The following is a 16,529-nucleotide window of genomic DNA, read 5'->3' on the forward strand; positions in this document are numbered from 1 at the left end:
ACCAATGTGGTACGTCAGTCGGCCATCGTGAAGTCGTCGAACGAGAAGCCCGGCGACACCAGGCAGCTCAGCAGCACCTCGCCGTCGCCGGGGATCGTCCGCTGCCACACCCCGCCGCGCACGAACGCCTGCGCGTCGTTCACCCGGTCACGTCCGGCGTCCGGGCCGAGCGTGATGGTGGCGCCGGGCTCGGGCACGTCACCGTCGCCGCCGAGCTGCAGGTCGACGGTGTCCGGCCCGTGCCACATCCAGATCTCGTCGCTCGCGACCCGGTGCCAGGCGGAAGCCTCGCCCGGGGGCAGCAGGAAGTGGATCAGGGTGGCGGCCGGACGGTCCCCCGCCGGGGTGGTGACCGTCGCCGGTGAGGTCCAGGTGCGGACGTACCAGCCGCCCTCGGGGTGCGGTTCCATGCCGAGGGCGATCGCGCGCTTCGGCACGTCGAGCCACTCGATCAGCTCGCCGGTGACGGTTCGGCGTGCGGCCATCCCGGGGCGGGGTGCTGTCTCGGTCATCGTTCCTCCTGGGGGACGTCGGGGGCGTGGTTCGGGTGCGGTTCGGTGACGACGCCCGCGGCGGCCCGGACGACCCCGCGGATCACGGTGGCGGCCGCCCGCCCGGCACCGTCCTCGACGAGTTCGGCGAGCGCGTCCGGCACGGTGCGGGCGTCCACGTCGAAGACCGCGAGGTCGGCACGCGCCCCCACGGCGAGGTGCCCGATGCGGTCCGGCCCGACGGCGAGCCCCATCGCGTGCGCACCCCCGAGGGTCGCCGCCGCGAGCAGCCGCTCGTGCAGGTCCCGGTGTCCGTAGCCCTGGGCGCGGGCGATCCGGTGCAGCGCGGTGACGTCGGCCATCAGGTCGAGGGACGGCGAGGACGACAGCGAGTCGGTGCCGATGGCGATGGGGCTCCCCTCGCGCAGGTAGTCGGCGACGGGCGGCGGGTCGAGGCCGATGACGGCGTTCGACCGCGGGCACAGGGCCACCGCGGTGCCGCGGGCGCGCAACAGGGCCCGGTCGGCGGCGGTCATGTAGACGCCGTGGGCGATGTGGCAGTCCGGCCCGAGCACCCCGAGGCGGTCGACGAACGCGGTCGCGCTGGCCCCGAAGCCCAGGGCTCGCAGCGCCCGGAACGACGGCACGTTCGCCAGGTGCCAGTCGTTCCCGTGGCCGACGCCGTCGACACCGTCGAGCCCGGGGACCGGGGCGAGGGCGATGCGCTCGCCCTCGAACGCCGCTTCGCCCAGGTGCAGGTGCAACCGCAGGCCGCGCTGTCGCACGATGTCGGGGAGTTCGAGCAGCGGGGCGACCTCGAGCGAGTAGGGGGCGTGCGGTGACAGGCCGGCTCCGGGGGTCGTGGGGATCCGGTCGAGTTCGTCGAGCACCTGGTCACGACCGTGTGACTGCCAGGCGTCGTTCTCCCAGTCCATCACCTCCCAGTAGGCGATGCCCCCGAGCCCGGCGTCCTGCAGCGCGGTCGACGCCTCGATGTCGGTGACGATGTCCGCGATGCTCGTGACGCCGGCGCGGATCGACGCCCGCGCTCCGTCGGCGGCTTCGGTCCGCCAGTCGTGCGGTTCGGCGTAGTCGACGTTGAACGCTGCGGCCCAGTCCTCGAAGCCGTCGTACTGACGCTGGCCAACACTGGCCATGCCGGTGTACTGCAGGTGCGAGTGTGCGTTCACGAGCCCGGGCAGCAGCGCACCACGCCACTGCCGCTCGGCGAAGGTCGCGCCGGACCCGGTGAGCTGGTCGATGACCCACGACCGATCACCGACGTGCAGGATCCGGCCGTCCTGCACGGCCACCGCGCCGTCCGCGATCGGCGGAGCGGTCATCGGCACGACGACGCGCGCCGAGTGCACGGTGACCGGGTGCTGCCTGGCGCTCATGCCGGGTCTCCGAAACGGTGGGTCCGGACGTCCGGCTCGCGGTCCGCCGGGTGCTCCGCTGGTGATCCGGGAGGCGCGGGTCGGCTCCCGAACGCGGCGAGCGCCGCGCGGGCGGTCGCGTCGTCGACCGCGGGGTCGATCGGCACGACAGCACGCTCCAGTTCGTCGCCGCGTTCGAGGAGCATGCGGACGGCGCCGAGCTGCACGGCGAAGGACAGGTCCATGATCTCGACGGGGTTGCCCTCGGCCGCGGTGATGTTGATGCAGCCGCCGTCGTCGAGCACGATCGGCCCGCCGTCGGCCCCGGGGAACACGAACCGCTCGGCCTTCGGTCCCACGCTCTGGCGTTCGGCCCCGGCAGCGAGCGCGTCGTCGGTCGCGATCTCCTGGCCCACCCCACCGGCGACGGCGACCACGGCACCGTCCGCGCAGGCACGGAGCACGTCGAGGTCGATCGTGTCCGGCACCCCGGTGGCGCTCATCACCAGGTCGGCGTCCCGCACCGCCTCGACGAGCGGGGCCACGGCGTACCCGGCGAAGCGTGCCTGCAGGGCGCGGACCGGGTCGGTCTCGGCGACCGTCACCCGGAACCCGAGGGCGGCGAGCACCAGGGCGACCCCTTCGCCGACGTGCCCGAACCCGGCGACGACCGCCGCTCCTCCCGAGACGACGCGGTGTGTGCCGGACGCGAGCTCGTCGACCAGGTCGAGCACCGCGAACACCGTCGACTGCCCGGTGCCGTACCGGTTGTCGAAGAACGTCTTGGTGCGGGCGTCGTTCACGGCGATCACCGGGATGCCGAGCGCGCCACGAGCCGCGAGCACACGGAGGGGCCGGAGGCCGCTCGTGGTCTCCTCGGCGGCACCGAGCATCGTCGGCAGGAGGTCGGGGCGTTCCTGGTGGGCGAGCCGGATGACGTGCGACCCGTCGTCGAGCAGGATGTGCGGCGCCGTATCGAGCATCGCGAGGGCCAGCTGCTTCTGCTCGGGGAGCGTCGCCGTGCTGCTCGCGAACACGGTCAGGCCGGCGGACCGCAGTGCCTCGGCGACGGCGTCGTCGGTCTCGTCGGCGTGGGCGTAGACGACGACCTCGGCACCGGCGTCACGGAGCAGCAGGCTCAGCACCGCCGTCTTGGGCTCGAGGAACATCGCGACGCCGATGCGCGTGCCGCGCAGGAGCCCGCCGTCGCGGAGTTCGGCGGCGACCGACCGGGCGACCGGCATCGAGCGTCGTGCCCAGCGCAGGCGGGCCTGGGCTGCCGGGTCGTCCTCGGGGTCGCGGCCGGTGGAGACGAGGAACACGTCGTCGGAGAGCATCGGGACGGCGAGCACGCCGGGTCGGGCGGGCGTGACGGGGCCGAAGGCGTCCTCGTCGACGGCGGGCAGGTGGCGGCCGGCGTCGATGACGATCAGCGTCGCGCCGCGTGGGCGGTCGGCGGCCTGCTCGACGGCGTGGGTCGATTCGTCGGGTGTGCCGAGGCACCAGAGCTGGTCGACGAGGTCGAGGTGCTGATCCGGCGGCTGCCGGTCCGGCTGCTGCGCCTCGTGCGCGCCGAGCGCGGTCAGCAGGCGCCGGAGTGCCGCGGCGTCACGAGGGTCGCCACCGACGATGCGGAACCGGCGGGCGGCGAGGAGCAGGTTCGTCGCTGCGGCGAAGCGCCGGACGGCCGCCGAGGCCCAGGCCAGCGTCTCGGGGTCGGGTGCTGGCGGCATGTGCCAATCGTAGGGCGAGCGGCTGCGGCGACCCGGCGGAGGCTCAGCGCAGCCGGTCTGGGCCGGGGGTCGCGTCCCACCCGTCGGGTGCCTGCGTCCCGTCCCACCCGTCGGGTGCCTGCGTCCCGTCCCACCCGTCGGGTGCCTGCGTCCCGCCCCACCCGCCGGGCGCCGGCAGGGCCTGCGTGCGTCCGCGGTGGTGGCGGAGCACCCCGACCAGCACGGCGACGCCGATGAGGCTCACGATCGCGAGCCCGATCACGTAGACGGTCGTCACGATCCCGCCGACCGCCGCCGGGACCATGCCGTACTGCGCGGCAGAGAACGGGACCCCGGACACGACGAACGCGATGAGTGTCGCGATCGTGCCGTTGGCGTCCCACAGCCCGTGCAGCACCGAGACCACCACGTACGCGACGATCGGCGGCCACGACCAGCGGAACCGTGCCCGTCCGGTGGCGGCACCGAACAGCACCGCCCCGAGGATCGCCGTCCAGAGCACGTGTCCGACGGGCGCCAGCACCGCGCGGACCACCTCGGTCTGCAGGAGCGAGGCGAGGTCGATCCCCCGGGCCGTGATCGCCGCGTTGAACGCGTAGCCGGCCGACTCGAACGCGGCGAACCCGGCACCGATCGTCGCGCCGAGCAGCGCGCCCTGCTTCGCCGTCTTCGGGCGGACGCGCCACCCCACGACGACGAGCAGGACGCCCTTGACGAACTCCTCCACGAAGCCGACGACCAGGTACAGGCCGGCGCCCTGCTCCAGGTCGGCCTCGAGCAGTGACGCCCCGAGCACGCCGAGGATCCCGCCGACGAAGAACGCGGTGACGAGCTGCATCGTGCTGACCGTGCCGGTGACCCGTTCGATGACGAACAGCACGACGGTGAACGGCACGAGGAAGCTGCCGAGCAGGATGATCGTCGGCACGAGGTTCGTGTTCTGCGTCGACACGGTGACGACGATCGTGACGACCCACAGCACGAAGCCGACGAGCAGGGTCTTCCACCACCAGCCGTGCCGGTGGTGGGGGTGTGCGACGGGCGTGTCCCAGGGCAGGCTCATGGCCACATGGTGCTCCGGGCGGGGCGAGCGGCGACACGGGAATGTCCGGGGACCGTCCGACGTACTCTCTGCACATGAGCGATGCGACGACTGCCCCCGACCGCGTGACCATGTTCGGTGCCGACTGGTGCCGCGACTGCCGTCGGTCCAAGGCGCTGCTCGACACCCTCGGCGTGGACTACGAGTACGTCGACGTGGAGCAGGACCTGTCCGCGGCGGACCGTGCCGAGGCGATCAGCGGCCGGAAGAACATCCCGGTCGTGGTGCTGCCGAACGGCAAGCACTTCGTCGAGCCGTCGGACGCCGAGCTGCGTGCCGAGCTCGAGGCCTCCGGCGTCGTCTGAGCGGCACTGGGCGCTGCGACTCCACGCGCCCAGCGACACCGCACGGGCACTGTGGCGCGTGCGGTGTCGCCGAGCGCGAAAGGTCGTCGCAACGGCCCCCGGGCGGACATCGGATGAATCGGGCATCATGAGCGCGTGATCATCGACGCTCACCACCACCTCTGGGATCCCGCCGACCGGCCGTACCCCTGGATGGACCACTCGGTCTCCCGGATCCGCCGCCGGTTCGACGTGGACGACCTCCGTGCCGCCGCCCGGAGCACCGGCGTGGCCCGGACGATCGTGGTGCAGGCCGTCCACGACCCGGGCGAGACCACGTGGCTCCTCGAACAGCCCGAGCCGGTCACCGGGGTCGTCGGCTGGGTGGACCTGACCGCCCCCGACGTCTCCGACCGGATCGCCGCGGTGCTCGCGGGACCCGGCGGCACCCGCCTGGTCGGCATCCGACACCAGGCGCAGGACGAACCGGACCCGGACTGGCTCGCCCGGCCCGAGGTCGTCCGCGGGGTCCGGGCCGTGTCCGCCGCCGGTCTGGTCGTCGACGTGCTCGTCCGCGCACGCGAGCACCGGGCGGCCCTCGCGCTGCTCGATTCCGTCCCCGGGGGTTCGTTCGTCCTCGACCACGCCGGCAAGCCCGACATCGCGGGCGGGGACGCGGGGTGGCCGGGCCGGATCGACGACTTCGCCGCGCGGCCGAACGTCGTCTGCAAGGTGTCCGGACTGTTCACCGAGGCCGGGCCGGACTGGCGACGGCAGCCGGTCGACCGGTTCGTCCGCGCCGTGGTCGAGCGCTTCGGCCCGGAGCGGTCACTGTTCGGGTCCGACTGGCCGGTCTCGACGCTGGCCACGACGTACGACGACGTGGTGCGGCGGACCACCGGAGCGCTGGCCGACCTGACCCCGGACGAACGCCAGGCGGTCCTCGGCGGGACGGCGGAGCGCACGTACCTGCATGGGAGGACCCTCAGCACGGAGAGCCTTGTCCGGGCCCCGGGGCAGACATAGGATGTCTTTGGTTGCACCGGTGCAGCCGGAGAGCGAGGAACGATGCAGTTCGCACGACTCGGCCCCGCGGGCGACGAGATCCCCGTCGCGGTCGACACCGACGGCGAGGTCCTCGACCTCCGCCCGATCACGACCGACATCAGCGGGGCGTTCCTGGCGTCCGATCCGGTCGCCCGCGTGCGGCATGCGCGCGACGCCGGTGACGTCCGAGCGCTGCCCGACGCCGAGGGGCTCCGCCGCGGCGCTCCGGTGGCCCGCCCCGGCAAGGTCGTCTGCATCGGCTTGAACTACCGCGACCACGCCGCCGAGACCGGTGCCGAGATCCCGACCGAGCCGATCGTGTTCATGAAGGACCCGATGACGGTGATCGGCCCGGACGACGAGGTCCTGATCCCCCGCGGCAGCGAGAAGACCGACTGGGAGATCGAACTCGCGGTCGTCATCGGGCGGACCGCCCGCTACTGCGACTCCGACGAGGCCGCGAGCGCCTGCATCGCCGGGTACGCCATCGCGAACGACGTCTCCGAACGGGCCTTCCAGCTCGAGCGCGGCGGACAGTGGGACAAGGGGAAGTCCTGCGAGACGTTCAACCCCCTCGGCCCGTGGCTGGTCACGCCCGACCAGGTCGACCCGGCGGCGCTCGCACTCCGGCTCACCGTCAACGGAGTGGTCCGGCAAGACGGCACCACGGCCGACATGATCTTCCCGCCGGTGGAGATCGTCCGGTACCTGTCGCAGTTCATGGTGCTGTACCCGGGCGACGTCATCAGCACCGGCACCCCAGCCGGGGTCGCCCTCGCCGGGCACGCGCCGTACCTGCAGCCCGGCGACGTGCTCGAGCTCACCGCCGACGGGCTGGGTTCACAGCGCCAGACGGTCGGAGCAGCCTGATGGCCGACACCACCAGCCAGACCGGCACCCCCGGAACGCCCGGCAGCCATGCTGGTCTCCGCGCCGTCGTCACCGGCGGCGCCTCCGGCATCGGCGCGGCCATCGCGGCCGCGCTGCAGGACCGTGGCGCCGCGGTCGCGGTGCTCGACCTGCAGCCCTCCACCGCCGACGGGATCGTCTCCGTCACCTGCGACGTGTCGTCAGACGAGTCCGTCCGCGCCGCCGTCACCACGGCCGTCGACCAGCTCGGCGGCCTCGACGTGCTCGTGAACAACGCCGGCATCGGCGCCCAGGGGACCGTCGAGGACAACACCGACGACGAGTGGCGCCGGGTGTACGAGGTCAACGTGCTCGGAGCGGTGCGCCTGTCCCGCGCCGCGCTCCCCCACCTCCGGGCCTCCGGCGCCGCGAGCATCGTCAACACGTGCTCCGTCGCGGCCACCGCCGGACTCCCCCAACGAGCGCTCTACTCGGCCACGAAGGGAGCGATCTCCGCGCTCACCCGCGCGATGGCCGCCGACCACGTCCGCGAGGGCATCCGCGTCAACGCCGTCAACCCCGGCACCGCCGACACCCCGTGGATCGCACGACTGCTGTCGTCCGCGGACGACCCGGATGCCGAACGCGCCGCGCTCGAGGCTCGTCAACCGCACGGACGCCTGGTGCAGGCGGCGGAGGTCGCCGAGGCGGTCGCCTACCTGACGAGTCCGCTCGCCCGGTCGACGACGGGCGTCGAGCTGGCGGTCGACGGCGGGATGCAGGCCCTCCGGCTGCGGCCGGCCTGATGGTCGCCCCGCGGCTCCGCCGGTCCGGCCTGGAGGCCCGTCCCGGGTATCGTCGGGACGTCCCGTCGCGCACGCGGCCGGGTCCACAGGAGGTGGTGACGTGGCGTCGTTGACGGACGATGCGATCGCACGCATCCAGCAGATGATCGTGAGCGGTGAGCTCCAACCCGGCCAGCGCCTCCCGCCCGAGAAGGAACTGAGCGAATCGCTCGGACTGTCACGCAACAGCCTCCGTGAAGCGGTCAAGGCGCTCGAGCTGATCCGTGTGCTCGACGTCCGACGGGGAGACGGCACGTACGTGACGTCGCTCGAACCGGGCGTCCTGCTCGAGGCGGTGTCGTTCGTCGTCGACATGCACCACGACCGGTCGCTCGTCGACCTGCTCGAGGTGCGGCGCGTCCTCGAGCCGGCGTCCGCCGTCCTGGCGACCGCCCGCGCCTCGGAGCAGCAGATCGACGAGCTCGCCACGCTGATGCAGTCCGTCGGCGAGGACACCGGCGTCGAGGACCTCGTCGCCCACGACCTGCTGTTCCACTCGACCATCGCGGGCATCGGCGGCAACCAGTACCTGTCCGGGCTGCTCGACGCGCTGTCGAGCAAGACCGTGCGCGTGCGCGTGTGGCGCGGGCTGACGCAGAGCGGGTCGGTGCAGCGGACGCTCGACGAGCACGCCGCCATCGTGGACGCCATCCGACGGCGCGATCCGCAGCTCGTGCAGGCCCTCGTGGTGTCCCACGTCGAGGGTGTCGAGCGCTGGTTGCGGCGCTCACTCGACTGAACCCGTGAATCCTCCCAGGGAGTCCGGTGTTTCGTCGGTTGCCGGCCCACAGCACGGCGTCCTGCCGTTGCTCGGACCGGCCGCAAAACAAGGAGAACACCATGGGCGTCATCGGCACCATCATCGGAATGATCATCGTCGGCCTCATCGCCGGCGCCATCGCACGACTCGTCGTCCCCGGCAAGCAGCACATCTCCATCCCCATGACGATCCTGCTCGGCGTCATCGGCTCGTTCGTGGGCGGGTTCCTCGGGTTCCTGATCTTCCGCCACGACCTGGCCGACGGCTTCTTCCAGCCGGCCGGCATCATCGGGTCGATCATCGGCGCGATCATCGTGCTGCTCATCTACGTGCGCGTCACGGGCCGCAGCTCGCGCAACCGCTAGTCACACCCTGCCGGCCTCGCCGGCGCACCACCACGGTCACCCCGAACCACGCAACCGCGCGGTTCGGGGTGATTTCGGTTGTGCGCAGGGTCAGTCGGCGAGCAGGCCCACCGCACGCAGGTCGTCCCACAGCGCCTCCGGTACGTCGGTGGCCGCCCGTGCGACGTTCGAGCGCACCTGGTCGGCGGACTGGGCACCGAGCGCGATCGCGGCGACCGCCGGGGCACGACGCGGGAAGGCCAGCGCGGCCTCGGGCAGCGTGACCCCGTGGCGTTCGCAGACGTCCGCGATGGCGTTCGCGCGGTCGACCAGCGCCGCCGGGGCCTCGGCGTAGTCGTACGTCGTCGCCCCCGCCGTCGGTCGCGGGAGTCCGAGCACCCCCGAGTTGTAGACACCGACCGCCACGACCGCGACCCCCAGCGACGCGCACCGGTCGACGAGTGCCGCCGCCGGTTGCTCGAGCAGGGTGTACCGCCCGGCGAGCATGACGACGTCGCAGAGCCCGGTGCCGACGGCCGCCGACAGCGCCTCGACGGAGTTCGACCCGACACCGACCGCCCGCACCACGCCCTCGTCGCGCAGCTCGGCGAGCGTCGGCAGCGCCTGGGTCAGACCGTCGGTGAGCGAGTAGACGTCCGGGTCGTGGAGGTAGGCGACGTCGACGCGGTCGAGCCCGAGCCGGCCGAGCGACTCCTCGAGCGAGCGCCGCACGCCCGACGGCGACGGGTCCCACTGCCGCACGGTGTCGTCCGGCACGGCGAACCCGCCGGACGCCAGGTCGTCACCGCCGCCGCGCCCCGGGACGAGCAGGCGCCCCACCTTGGTCGAGACCAGGAACGAGTCGCGGGGGCGGTCGGCGAGTGCCGCGCCGAGCCGTCGTTCCGACAACCCGAGGCCGTAGTGCGGCGCCGTGTCGAACCCGCGGACCCCGGCGTCCCAGGCGGCGTCGACCGTGTCGCGGGCGTCGGCGTCGGACACCGGACGGAGCAGGTTGCCGATGCCGGCCCCGCCGAACCAGAACGGGCCACGGTCCAGGTCGAGGTCGGTCACGGGTCCACCTGGTCCACGTGGTCCACCTGGTCCACCTGGTCCACCTGGTCCACCTGGTCCACCTGGCCCACCTGGCCCGCCTGGCCCGCCTGGCCCGCCAGCGACCAGACCCGCGGGACCCCGTCGTCGTCGCCCGAGTAGTCGTCGTCCGCCTCGAGCAGCGGGTTGATCGTCGCCTGCCACTCGGCGTTGACCGGGTCGTCGGCGAGCGCCCGGCGCATCGCCCGGTGGTCCTCGACCTCGATCAGGTGGACCAGGTCGAGCCCGTCCCGCCAGATCGTCCAGTCGTGCACCCCGGCTTCGCGCAGTCGCGCCGCGAGCGCGGGCGGGACCGAGGTGTGCACGGTGTCGTACGCCGCCTCGTTCCCGGCCCGCAGTCGCGTCCGTGTCAGGATCCGCTGCATCAGTCGCGCAGGAACAGCTCGACGACGGGGACGGCGACGTCGGGCCGCACGATGGGCAGCGTCAGGGTGAGGGTGCCGGCGGGCTGCCCGCCGAGCCCGGTGTTCTGCGCCCGGGTGCCCGGCGGGATCTCGCGGAAGTGGATCTCCGACGCGTCGTTGAGCAGCTGCGCGTACGCCACCTTGCCGGCCAGGTCGGGCAGGTGCACGTGCTCGAACGGCCACGCGAACAGGTGCAGGTACAGGCGGTTGCCGTTCTGCGTGTAGACGGTGTTCCGCGGGGCGACGAACCGCGAGGGTCCGGCGCCGTACACCGAGCGGGCGTGCTGGTGCATCCACGTCCCGATGCCGTCGAGTGTCTGCCGCGAGACCCCGTCGAACTCACCGCGACCGGTCGGCCCGATGTTGAGCAGCATGTTCCCGTTGTTCGAGACGCCGTCGACGAGCATGCGGACGAGCAGGTCGACCGGCTTCAGGTTCACGTTGTCGCGGTCGTAGCCCCACGAACCGTTCAACGTCTGGCAGGCCTCCCACGGCACCGGGACGCCGTCGACCTCCATCGGCTTGTCGGGCTGGTACTGCTCCGGGGTGACCAGGTCACCGGGGATGTCGAGCCGGTCGTTCACGATGATGCCGGGCTGCAGGCGCTTCGTCAGCGCCATGAGCTCCTCGGCCCCCCACTCGTCACGGCCCTTGCCACCCCAGATGTCCTCGTGGTCGTTGTCCCGGTACGAGAAGTCGTAGAACAGGTAATCGATCTGCCCGTAGTCGGTGAGCAGCTCCTCGATCTGACCGTGGAGGTACTCGCGGTAGCGCGACATGTCGCGGCCCTCGTTGAACGCCTCGATCTCCTCCGGCGAGTCGTCGCGCCGGGGGTGCACGCCGTCGACGGTGAAGTCCGGGTGGTGCCAGTCGATGAGCGAGTGGTAGAAACCGACCCGCAGCCCCTCGGCACGGACGGCGTCGACGAACTCCCGCACGATGTCCCGACCGAAGGGGGTGTTCGTGGACTTGTAGTCGGTGAGCGCGGTGTCCCACAGGCAGAAGCCCTCGTGGTGCTTGGTGGTGAGGACGACGTACTTCATCCCCGCCGCTCGAGCACGGCGGGCCCAGTCGGCGGCGTCGAACAGGTCCGGGTCGAAGTGGTCGAAGTACTTCTGGTAGTCCGCGTCGGTGATCCGTTCGCGGTTCTTCACCCACTCGTGCCGTGCCGGCAGGGCGTACAGCCCCCAGTGGATGAACATGCCGAACCGGTCGTGGGAGAACCACGCGGGGAACCCCGCGGAGTCGGTCGCGGTCTGCGGCTCGGCAGGTGCGGTGATGGTCATGAGGCCAGTGTTCCTTTCAGTGGAGGGCGAGGGGGGGGACGGTCGGCGGTGTCACCGGCCGCCGAGACCGCTGGTGACGATCCCCTTGACGAGGTGCTTCTGGAGCAGGATCAGCAGGATCACCGTGGGCAGCATCGAGATCACCGACGCCGCCATCACGAGGTTCCACTCGGAGCCCTGCTGCCCGAAGAACTGCTGCAGGCCGAGCGGGATGGTGCCACGGGCCTCGACGTCGTTCACGATGACGAGCGGCCAGAGGAACGAGTTCCAGTACGCGATGAACGAGAACACGGCGAGGACCGCCATCGTCGGCCGGGCCAGCGGGAGCATCACCGAGAAGAACGTCCGGATCGCTCCGGCTCCGTCCACCCGGGCGGCGTCGTCGAGTTCCTGCGGCACGGTGAGGAAGAACTGCCGCACCAGGAACGCACCGAGTGCCGTGAACGCCCACGGGATGATGAGCGCCTGGAACGTGTCGACCCACCCGAAGCCCTGCATCATCACGTACATCGGGATGACGAGGACGTCCTGCGGGATCATCAGCGTCGCCAGGAACAGGACGAACACCGTGTTCCGGCCGCGCCAGCGCAGTCGTGAGAACGCGTAGCCGGACAGCACCGCGACGGCGACGTTGATCGCCGTGCCAGCCGCGGCGACGACGACGCCGTTCAGGATGAACCGGGCGAACGGCAGGTACGTGAACGCCTGTGCGTAGTTGCCCCACTCGATCGACGAGCCCCACAGTGTCGGCGGGGTCGTGAACACGTCGGCCGACGGCTTCAGGCTCGTCGCCACCATGTAGATGAGCGGCGAGACGAACAGCAGGGCCACCAGGCAGAGCAGCACGTAGCCCACCGCGTGGCGCACCCGGCCGGTCTGCCGGTGCGTGCGGGGCAGCGCCCGCGGGTTGATCGTCCGGTTGGACGAGGTCAGTTCAGTCATAGTGCACCCACCGCTTCTGTCCGAGGAACTGGATGGCCGTGATGCCGAGGATGATGACGAACAGCACCCACGCCCCGGCGGATGCGAGTCCGAGCTGCTGGGTCTGGAACCCCGTGTTGTAGATGTACTGCACGAGGGTCTCGGTGGCGGTTCCGGGGCCGCCCTTCGTCAGGACGAACGGCTGCACGAACACCTGGAACGAGGTGATCAGGGTCATCATCGTCGCGAAGAAGATCGACGGCGAGATGAGCGGGAACTTGATCCGCCAGAACATCTGCCAGGCGTTCGCCCCGTCGAGCTGCGCAGCCTCGATCTGGTTCTCGGGCACCGAGTCGAGCGCCGCCGAGAAGATCAGCATGTTGTAGCCGAACCCCTGCCAGACGCTCATCGCGACGACGGCGAGCATGGCCCAGTCGTCGTCGGCCAGGAAGTTCGGGGCGTTCACGCCGACGGTCGACTGCAGCGTCGCGTCGATGGCACCGCCCGGCTGGTACAGCATCCGCCAGACGACGACGTTCGCGACGATCGGTGTGATGGTCGGGATGAAGAACAACACCCGGAAGACGTGTCGGTGGCGGATCTTCGGCGTGAGCCAGGCCGCGAGCCCGAGGGACACGACCAGGTTGAGCGGCACGTAGAGCACGACGAACAGCACGGTGTTCAGCGTCACGGTCCGGAAGATCGGGTCGGAGAACAGCTGCGCGTAGTTCGACAGGCCGGCCCACGAGCGTTCGCCGAGCATCGGCCAGTTCATGAAGCTGACGACGAGCGACGCGAGGATCGGGAACGCCGTGAACACGACGAGGCCGATCGAGTGCGGAGCGGCGAAGGCGGCGCCCCACCAGGAGCGGCGGCCGAGCTCGGCGTCGGTGCCGCTGTCCTTCCGGCGCGGGGCCGCGCCGGTCGCGACCGCGACCGCGGGGGCGGGCAGCGCCGCCTCGGCGGGTGGGTCCTGGATGGTGGTCATGCGACGACCTCCTCGTCGTTCGCGCGGTCCTGGTCAGGGGATGGGACGGACCGGGAGGCGCGGGGCGGGGTCGACCCGCGCCTCCGCAGGCTCCGTCGGCGCGGCCCGCGCAACGCTTCGCGTCGCTCGAAGCGGGCCGCGCCCGTCCGTCAGGGGGTGACGCCCGTCACTGCGAGCCGAGCTGGCTCGCGATGGACGACATCGTCTCCTTGCCGGAGGTCTGTCCGTTCACCGCCTGCAGGGCGTACTGCGCGAAGAGCTGGTTGAGCTGGTCGCTCTGCTTGTTGCCGGGCAGCGGGGTGGCGTTCTCGAGCCCGGTCTTCAACGCGTCCTCGACCCCGTCGATGCCGGCGTTGTCGTACCAGGCCTGCTGCGCCGCGGTGCGCGCCGGGAAGGCGCGCCCCTGCTCGGCGAGCGAGGTGAGCGTGGCCTCGTTCGTCATCGTGGTGATGGCCTTGAACGCCTGCTCGGGGTACTTGCACTGCTTCGAGATGCCGAAACCCGACCCGGCGGCGAACGAGCTGGGTCCGTCCGTGCCCGAGGGGATCGTCGTGATGCCGAGGTCGAACTGCACCTTGGCCTTCTGGCTGATGATCGACCAGGGGCCGTCGCTGTACATCGCGACGTCACCGGACACGAACGCGTTGTCGTCGGTGGAGCCGTCGGTGCTCGCCTGCGTGGCGTAGCCGTCCTTCACCAGACCGCCGATCCAGTCGAGCCCTTCGGCGAACTCCGCGTTCGTCGCGTCGAGCGTGCCGTCGGCGTCGATCACCCGGCCACCGTTGTAGCCGAGGATCATCGACTCGAGGGGGATGTCCTCGACGCTCGTGCCCCAGATCGGCGTACCAGCGGCCTTGAGCTGCTCCGCGGCGTCCTCGAACTCGTCGACCGTCCAGCCCGGCTTCGGCTCGTCGACGCCCGCCTTCTCGAAGATGTCCTTGTTGTAGAACATGACCATGGGCCCGGTGTCGTACGGCAGCCCGTAGAGCTTGCCGTCGACCTCCATGCCGTCGAGCCCGGTCTGGTCGTACTCGCTCAGGTCGAGGTCGGCCTGCTTCGCCATGTCGTCGATCGGGACGAGCACGTCCGTGTAGTTCGCGGCGCGGAGCGACTGGATGCTCACGATGCAGGGTGCGGTGCCGGTGGACAACTGCGTGCGGAGCTTGGTCCAGTAGTCGTTGAAGGGGGAACCCTGGATCGAGACGTCCACGTCGTCGTCGGTCTTGACCGTGTCCGCGACCTTCTGCCACGCGGCCTTGTCCTCCTTCCCGGCGATCCACATGGCCCAGGTGAGGGAGTCCTCGGACTGGCCGTCACTGGCGCTGCTGCCAGCGGAACAGCCGGTGAGCACGAGCACGGCAGCTGCTGCTGCCGCCAGTCCGGCGGTGCGTCGTCGTTGCATCGGTGTCTCCACTTCGTCGTGGTGATGGGGTGTGCGGTGGGGTGTTCAGGCGACCCGGACGGCGTCCGGCACCCGATCGGGATCGGACTCGCCCCAGACCGGGCCGTCCGGGAACGCGTGGGTGGTCAGGGTGTCTGCGAGCAGCTCGGTGCCGGCGCCGGGCGCGGTCGGCGGCCAGTAGCGGCCGTCGTGGACGTCGACCGGGGTCACGAAGTGCTCGTGCAGGTGGTCGACGAACTCGATGCAACGGGTGTCGAGGTCACCGGTCAGGGCGACCGCGTCGAACATCGACAGGTGCTGCACCGCCTCGCACAGGCCGACACCGCCGGCGTGCGGGCAGACGCGGACGCCGTGCTTGGCGGCGAGGAGCAGGATCGCCAGGTTCTCGTTCACCCCGGCGACCCGGGTGGCGTCGATCTGCAGCACCGACATCGACCCGGCCTGGATCAGCTGCTTCGCGATCACCCGGTTCGCCATGTGCTCCCCCGTCGCGACCGGGATCGGGGCGATGCGTCGGGCGATCTCGGCGTGGGCGAGGATGTCGTCCGGGCTCGTCGGTTCCTCGACCCACGCGACGTCGAAGGGGCGGAGCCGGTCGATCCACGCGACGGCCTCGTCGACGTCCCAGCGCTGGTTCGCGTCGATCGCGATCCGGACGTCCGGGCCGACGGTGGCGCGGGCGATGCCCATCCGGCGGACGTCCTCGTCCACGTCGCCGCCGACCTTGAGCTTGATCTGGGTGAACCCGTCGTCCACGGCTTCCCGGCACAGCCGCGCGAGCTTCTCGTCGTCGTAGCCGAGCCAGCCCGGGGTCGTCGTGTAGGCGCGGTAGCCCTCGCGCTCCAGGCGGGCTCGGCGTTCGGCGCGCAGCGGTTCGGCGGCGCGCAACAGCTCGAGCGCCTCGGCCGGGGTGATCGCGTCGGTCAGGTACCGGAAGTCCACCAGGTCGACGAGTTCCTCGGGGCGCAGGTCGGCGAGCAGTGCCCAGAGCGGCTGCCCCGCACGCTTCGCCCGGAGGTCCCACAGGGCGTTCACGACGGCGCCGATCGCCATGTGCATCACGCCCTTCTCCGGCCCGAGCCACCGCAGCTGCGAGTCGTGCACCATCGCGCGCCAGGTGCCGCCCATGTCGGCGAGGACGGCCTCGGCTTCGGCACCGACGACGTAGCCACGAAGCGCCGCGATCGCCGACTCCTGCACCTCGTTGCCGCGGCCGATGGTGAAGACGAAGCCGGTGCCGACCAGGCCGTCGAGCGCGTCGGTGGTGATCTCGACGTAGGCGGCGGAGTAGTCGGGTGCGGGGTTCATGGCATCGGACCCGTCGTGCTCCCGCGAGGTCGGGAACCGGATGTCGTGCACGTGCAGACCGGTGATGCGGCTCATCTGTGTCTCCTGCCGTCCGGTCTCCGTCGACCGAACGGTGCAATCAAAACATCCGATGTCTTGCGCGTCAAGAGGCCTGTTCATGCCGTTTTGGCGAAAGTCGGCTCGCAACCGTCCGATGACTGGCGTGGGGTGCGCCGGCCCGTCGATCCCTGTGGCCGATCCGCGAAAGCGACAGATCCCCGCGAACTGTTCGGGGGGATC

Annotated in this window: 17 protein-coding genes; 6 read left to right on the forward strand and 11 right to left on the reverse strand. The window is 71.3% G+C overall.

Annotation, left to right across the window (positions count from 1 at the left end):
* Positions 1–14: 14 nt before the first annotated feature.
* From KK087_RS08060 to KK087_RS08075, 4 genes are read right to left on the reverse strand one after another with little or no spacing between them, the layout of a single operon-like run.
* Positions 15–512, reverse strand: coding sequence for a cupin domain-containing protein (locus KK087_RS08060; protein WP_250892766.1), 498 nt, complete (start codon positions 510–512; stop codon positions 15–17).
* The gene (locus KK087_RS08065; protein ID WP_214564782.1) at positions 509–1,888 is read right to left on the reverse strand and encodes an amidohydrolase family protein; all 1,380 of its coding nucleotides are present in this window, start codon (positions 1,886–1,888) and stop codon (positions 509–511) included. Before KK087_RS08065 ends, KK087_RS08060 begins: the two co-directional genes overlap by 4 nt.
* A complete protein-coding gene (locus tag KK087_RS08070) occupies positions 1,885–3,600 on the reverse strand; it encodes an adenosylhomocysteinase (RefSeq protein ID WP_214564783.1) in 1,716 nt (571 codons plus the stop codon). The genes KK087_RS08065 and KK087_RS08070 overlap by 4 nt, the downstream gene beginning before the upstream one ends.
* Before the next feature lie 43 nt (positions 3,601–3,643).
* Positions 3,644–4,663, reverse strand: a complete 1,020-nt coding sequence (locus tag KK087_RS08075) for a PrsW family intramembrane metalloprotease (RefSeq protein ID WP_214564784.1) — start codon at positions 4,661–4,663, stop codon at positions 3,644–3,646.
* A gap of 74 nt (positions 4,664–4,737) precedes the next feature.
* On the opposite strand from KK087_RS08075, the gene KK087_RS08080 reads away from it, so the two are divergent.
* From KK087_RS08080 to KK087_RS08105, 6 genes are all read left to right on the forward strand, one after another.
* Positions 4,738–5,007, forward strand: coding sequence for a glutaredoxin family protein (locus KK087_RS08080; protein WP_017888006.1), 270 nt, complete (start codon positions 4,738–4,740; stop codon positions 5,005–5,007).
* 135 nt (positions 5,008–5,142) lie between these two features.
* Positions 5,143–6,012: an amidohydrolase family protein gene (locus tag KK087_RS08085; protein WP_214564785.1), complete on the forward strand. Its 870-nt coding sequence runs from the start codon at positions 5,143–5,145 to the stop codon at positions 6,010–6,012.
* A 42-nt stretch (positions 6,013–6,054) separates the two neighbouring features.
* Positions 6,055–6,903 (forward strand): fumarylacetoacetate hydrolase family protein, encoded by an 849-nt coding sequence (locus KK087_RS08090; RefSeq protein ID WP_214564786.1) that lies wholly within the window; start codon positions 6,055–6,057, stop codon positions 6,901–6,903.
* The gene (locus tag KK087_RS08095) at positions 6,903–7,688 is read left to right on the forward strand and encodes an SDR family NAD(P)-dependent oxidoreductase (RefSeq protein WP_214564787.1); all 786 of its coding nucleotides are present in this window, start codon (positions 6,903–6,905) and stop codon (positions 7,686–7,688) included. Before KK087_RS08090 ends, KK087_RS08095 begins: the two co-directional genes overlap by 1 nt.
* Before the next feature lie 100 nt (positions 7,689–7,788).
* Entirely contained in the window at positions 7,789–8,466 is a 678-nt protein-coding gene (locus tag KK087_RS08100) for a FadR/GntR family transcriptional regulator (RefSeq protein ID WP_214564788.1), read from the forward strand.
* A 101-nt stretch (positions 8,467–8,567) separates the two neighbouring features.
* On the forward strand, positions 8,568–8,852 hold the full coding sequence (locus tag KK087_RS08105; RefSeq protein WP_214528705.1) for a GlsB/YeaQ/YmgE family stress response membrane protein: 285 nt from the start codon (positions 8,568–8,570) through the stop codon (positions 8,850–8,852).
* A gap of 90 nt (positions 8,853–8,942) precedes the next feature.
* On the opposite strand, the gene KK087_RS08110 is transcribed toward KK087_RS08105, so the two are convergent.
* The 7 genes from KK087_RS08110 to KK087_RS08140 form a co-directional block, all read right to left on the reverse strand.
* Positions 8,943–9,902: an aldo/keto reductase gene (locus KK087_RS08110; protein ID WP_214564789.1), complete on the reverse strand. Its 960-nt coding sequence runs from the start codon at positions 9,900–9,902 to the stop codon at positions 8,943–8,945.
* Positions 9,899–10,306 carry an L-rhamnose mutarotase gene (locus KK087_RS08115; RefSeq protein WP_250900936.1) on the reverse strand — a complete coding sequence of 136 codons (408 nt, stop codon included), beginning with the start codon at positions 10,304–10,306 and terminating at the stop codon, positions 9,899–9,901. The genes KK087_RS08110 and KK087_RS08115 overlap by 4 nt, the downstream gene beginning before the upstream one ends.
* Complete coding sequence (locus tag KK087_RS08120) at positions 10,306–11,631, reverse strand: alpha-L-fucosidase (protein ID WP_214564790.1); 1,326 nt, start codon at positions 11,629–11,631, stop codon at positions 10,306–10,308. The genes KK087_RS08115 and KK087_RS08120 overlap by 1 nt, the downstream gene beginning before the upstream one ends.
* 51 nt (positions 11,632–11,682) lie before the next feature.
* Positions 11,683–12,573 (reverse strand): carbohydrate ABC transporter permease, encoded by an 891-nt coding sequence (locus KK087_RS08125; protein ID WP_214564791.1) that lies wholly within the window; start codon positions 12,571–12,573, stop codon positions 11,683–11,685.
* Complete coding sequence (locus KK087_RS08130; RefSeq protein ID WP_214564792.1) at positions 12,566–13,540, reverse strand: carbohydrate ABC transporter permease; 975 nt, start codon at positions 13,538–13,540, stop codon at positions 12,566–12,568. Before KK087_RS08130 ends, KK087_RS08125 begins: the two co-directional genes overlap by 8 nt.
* A gap of 166 nt (positions 13,541–13,706) precedes the next feature.
* Positions 13,707–14,942, reverse strand: a complete 1,236-nt coding sequence (locus tag KK087_RS08135; protein ID WP_250900937.1) for an ABC transporter substrate-binding protein — start codon at positions 14,940–14,942, stop codon at positions 13,707–13,709.
* A 45-nt stretch (positions 14,943–14,987) separates the two neighbouring features.
* Positions 14,988–16,325, reverse strand: coding sequence for an enolase C-terminal domain-like protein (locus KK087_RS08140; protein WP_214564794.1), 1,338 nt, complete (start codon positions 16,323–16,325; stop codon positions 14,988–14,990).
* Positions 16,326–16,529: the final 204 nt, after the last annotated feature.

This window comes from Curtobacterium aurantiacum (assembly GCF_018598555.1).
In the GTDB taxonomy this organism is placed as follows: domain Bacteria; phylum Actinomycetota; class Actinomycetes; order Actinomycetales; family Microbacteriaceae; genus Curtobacterium; species Curtobacterium aurantiacum.

Coding starts and splice junctions, on each gene's coding strand:
- KK087_RS08060 (WP_250892766.1), bottom strand. CDS start 512: ATGACCGAGACAGCACCCCGCCCCGGGATGGCCGCACGCCGAACCGTC.
- KK087_RS08065 (WP_214564782.1), bottom strand. CDS start 1,888: ATGAGCGCCAGGCAGCACCCGGTCACCGTGCACTCGGCGCGCGTCGTC.
- KK087_RS08070 (WP_214564783.1), bottom strand. CDS start 3,600: ATGCCGCCAGCACCCGACCCCGAGACGCTGGCCTGGGCCTCGGCGGCC.
- KK087_RS08075 (WP_214564784.1), bottom strand. CDS start 4,663: ATGAGCCTGCCCTGGGACACGCCCGTCGCACACCCCCACCACCGGCAC.
- KK087_RS08080 (WP_017888006.1), top strand. CDS start 4,738: ATGAGCGATGCGACGACTGCCCCCGACCGCGTGACCATGTTCGGTGCC.
- KK087_RS08090 (WP_214564786.1), top strand. CDS start 6,055: ATGCAGTTCGCACGACTCGGCCCCGCGGGCGACGAGATCCCCGTCGCG.
- KK087_RS08095 (WP_214564787.1), top strand. CDS start 6,903: ATGGCCGACACCACCAGCCAGACCGGCACCCCCGGAACGCCCGGCAGC.
- KK087_RS08105 (WP_214528705.1), top strand. CDS start 8,568: ATGGGCGTCATCGGCACCATCATCGGAATGATCATCGTCGGCCTCATC.
- KK087_RS08115 (WP_250900936.1), bottom strand. CDS start 10,306: ATGCAGCGGATCCTGACACGGACGCGACTGCGGGCCGGGAACGAGGCG.
- KK087_RS08120 (WP_214564790.1), bottom strand. CDS start 11,631: ATGACCATCACCGCACCTGCCGAGCCGCAGACCGCGACCGACTCCGCG.
- KK087_RS08125 (WP_214564791.1), bottom strand. CDS start 12,573: ATGACTGAACTGACCTCGTCCAACCGGACGATCAACCCGCGGGCGCTG.
- KK087_RS08130 (WP_214564792.1), bottom strand. CDS start 13,540: ATGACCACCATCCAGGACCCACCCGCCGAGGCGGCGCTGCCCGCCCCC.
- KK087_RS08135 (WP_250900937.1), bottom strand. CDS start 14,942: ATGCAACGACGACGCACCGCCGGACTGGCGGCAGCAGCAGCTGCCGTG.
- KK087_RS08140 (WP_214564794.1), bottom strand. CDS start 16,325: ATGAGCCGCATCACCGGTCTGCACGTGCACGACATCCGGTTCCCGACC.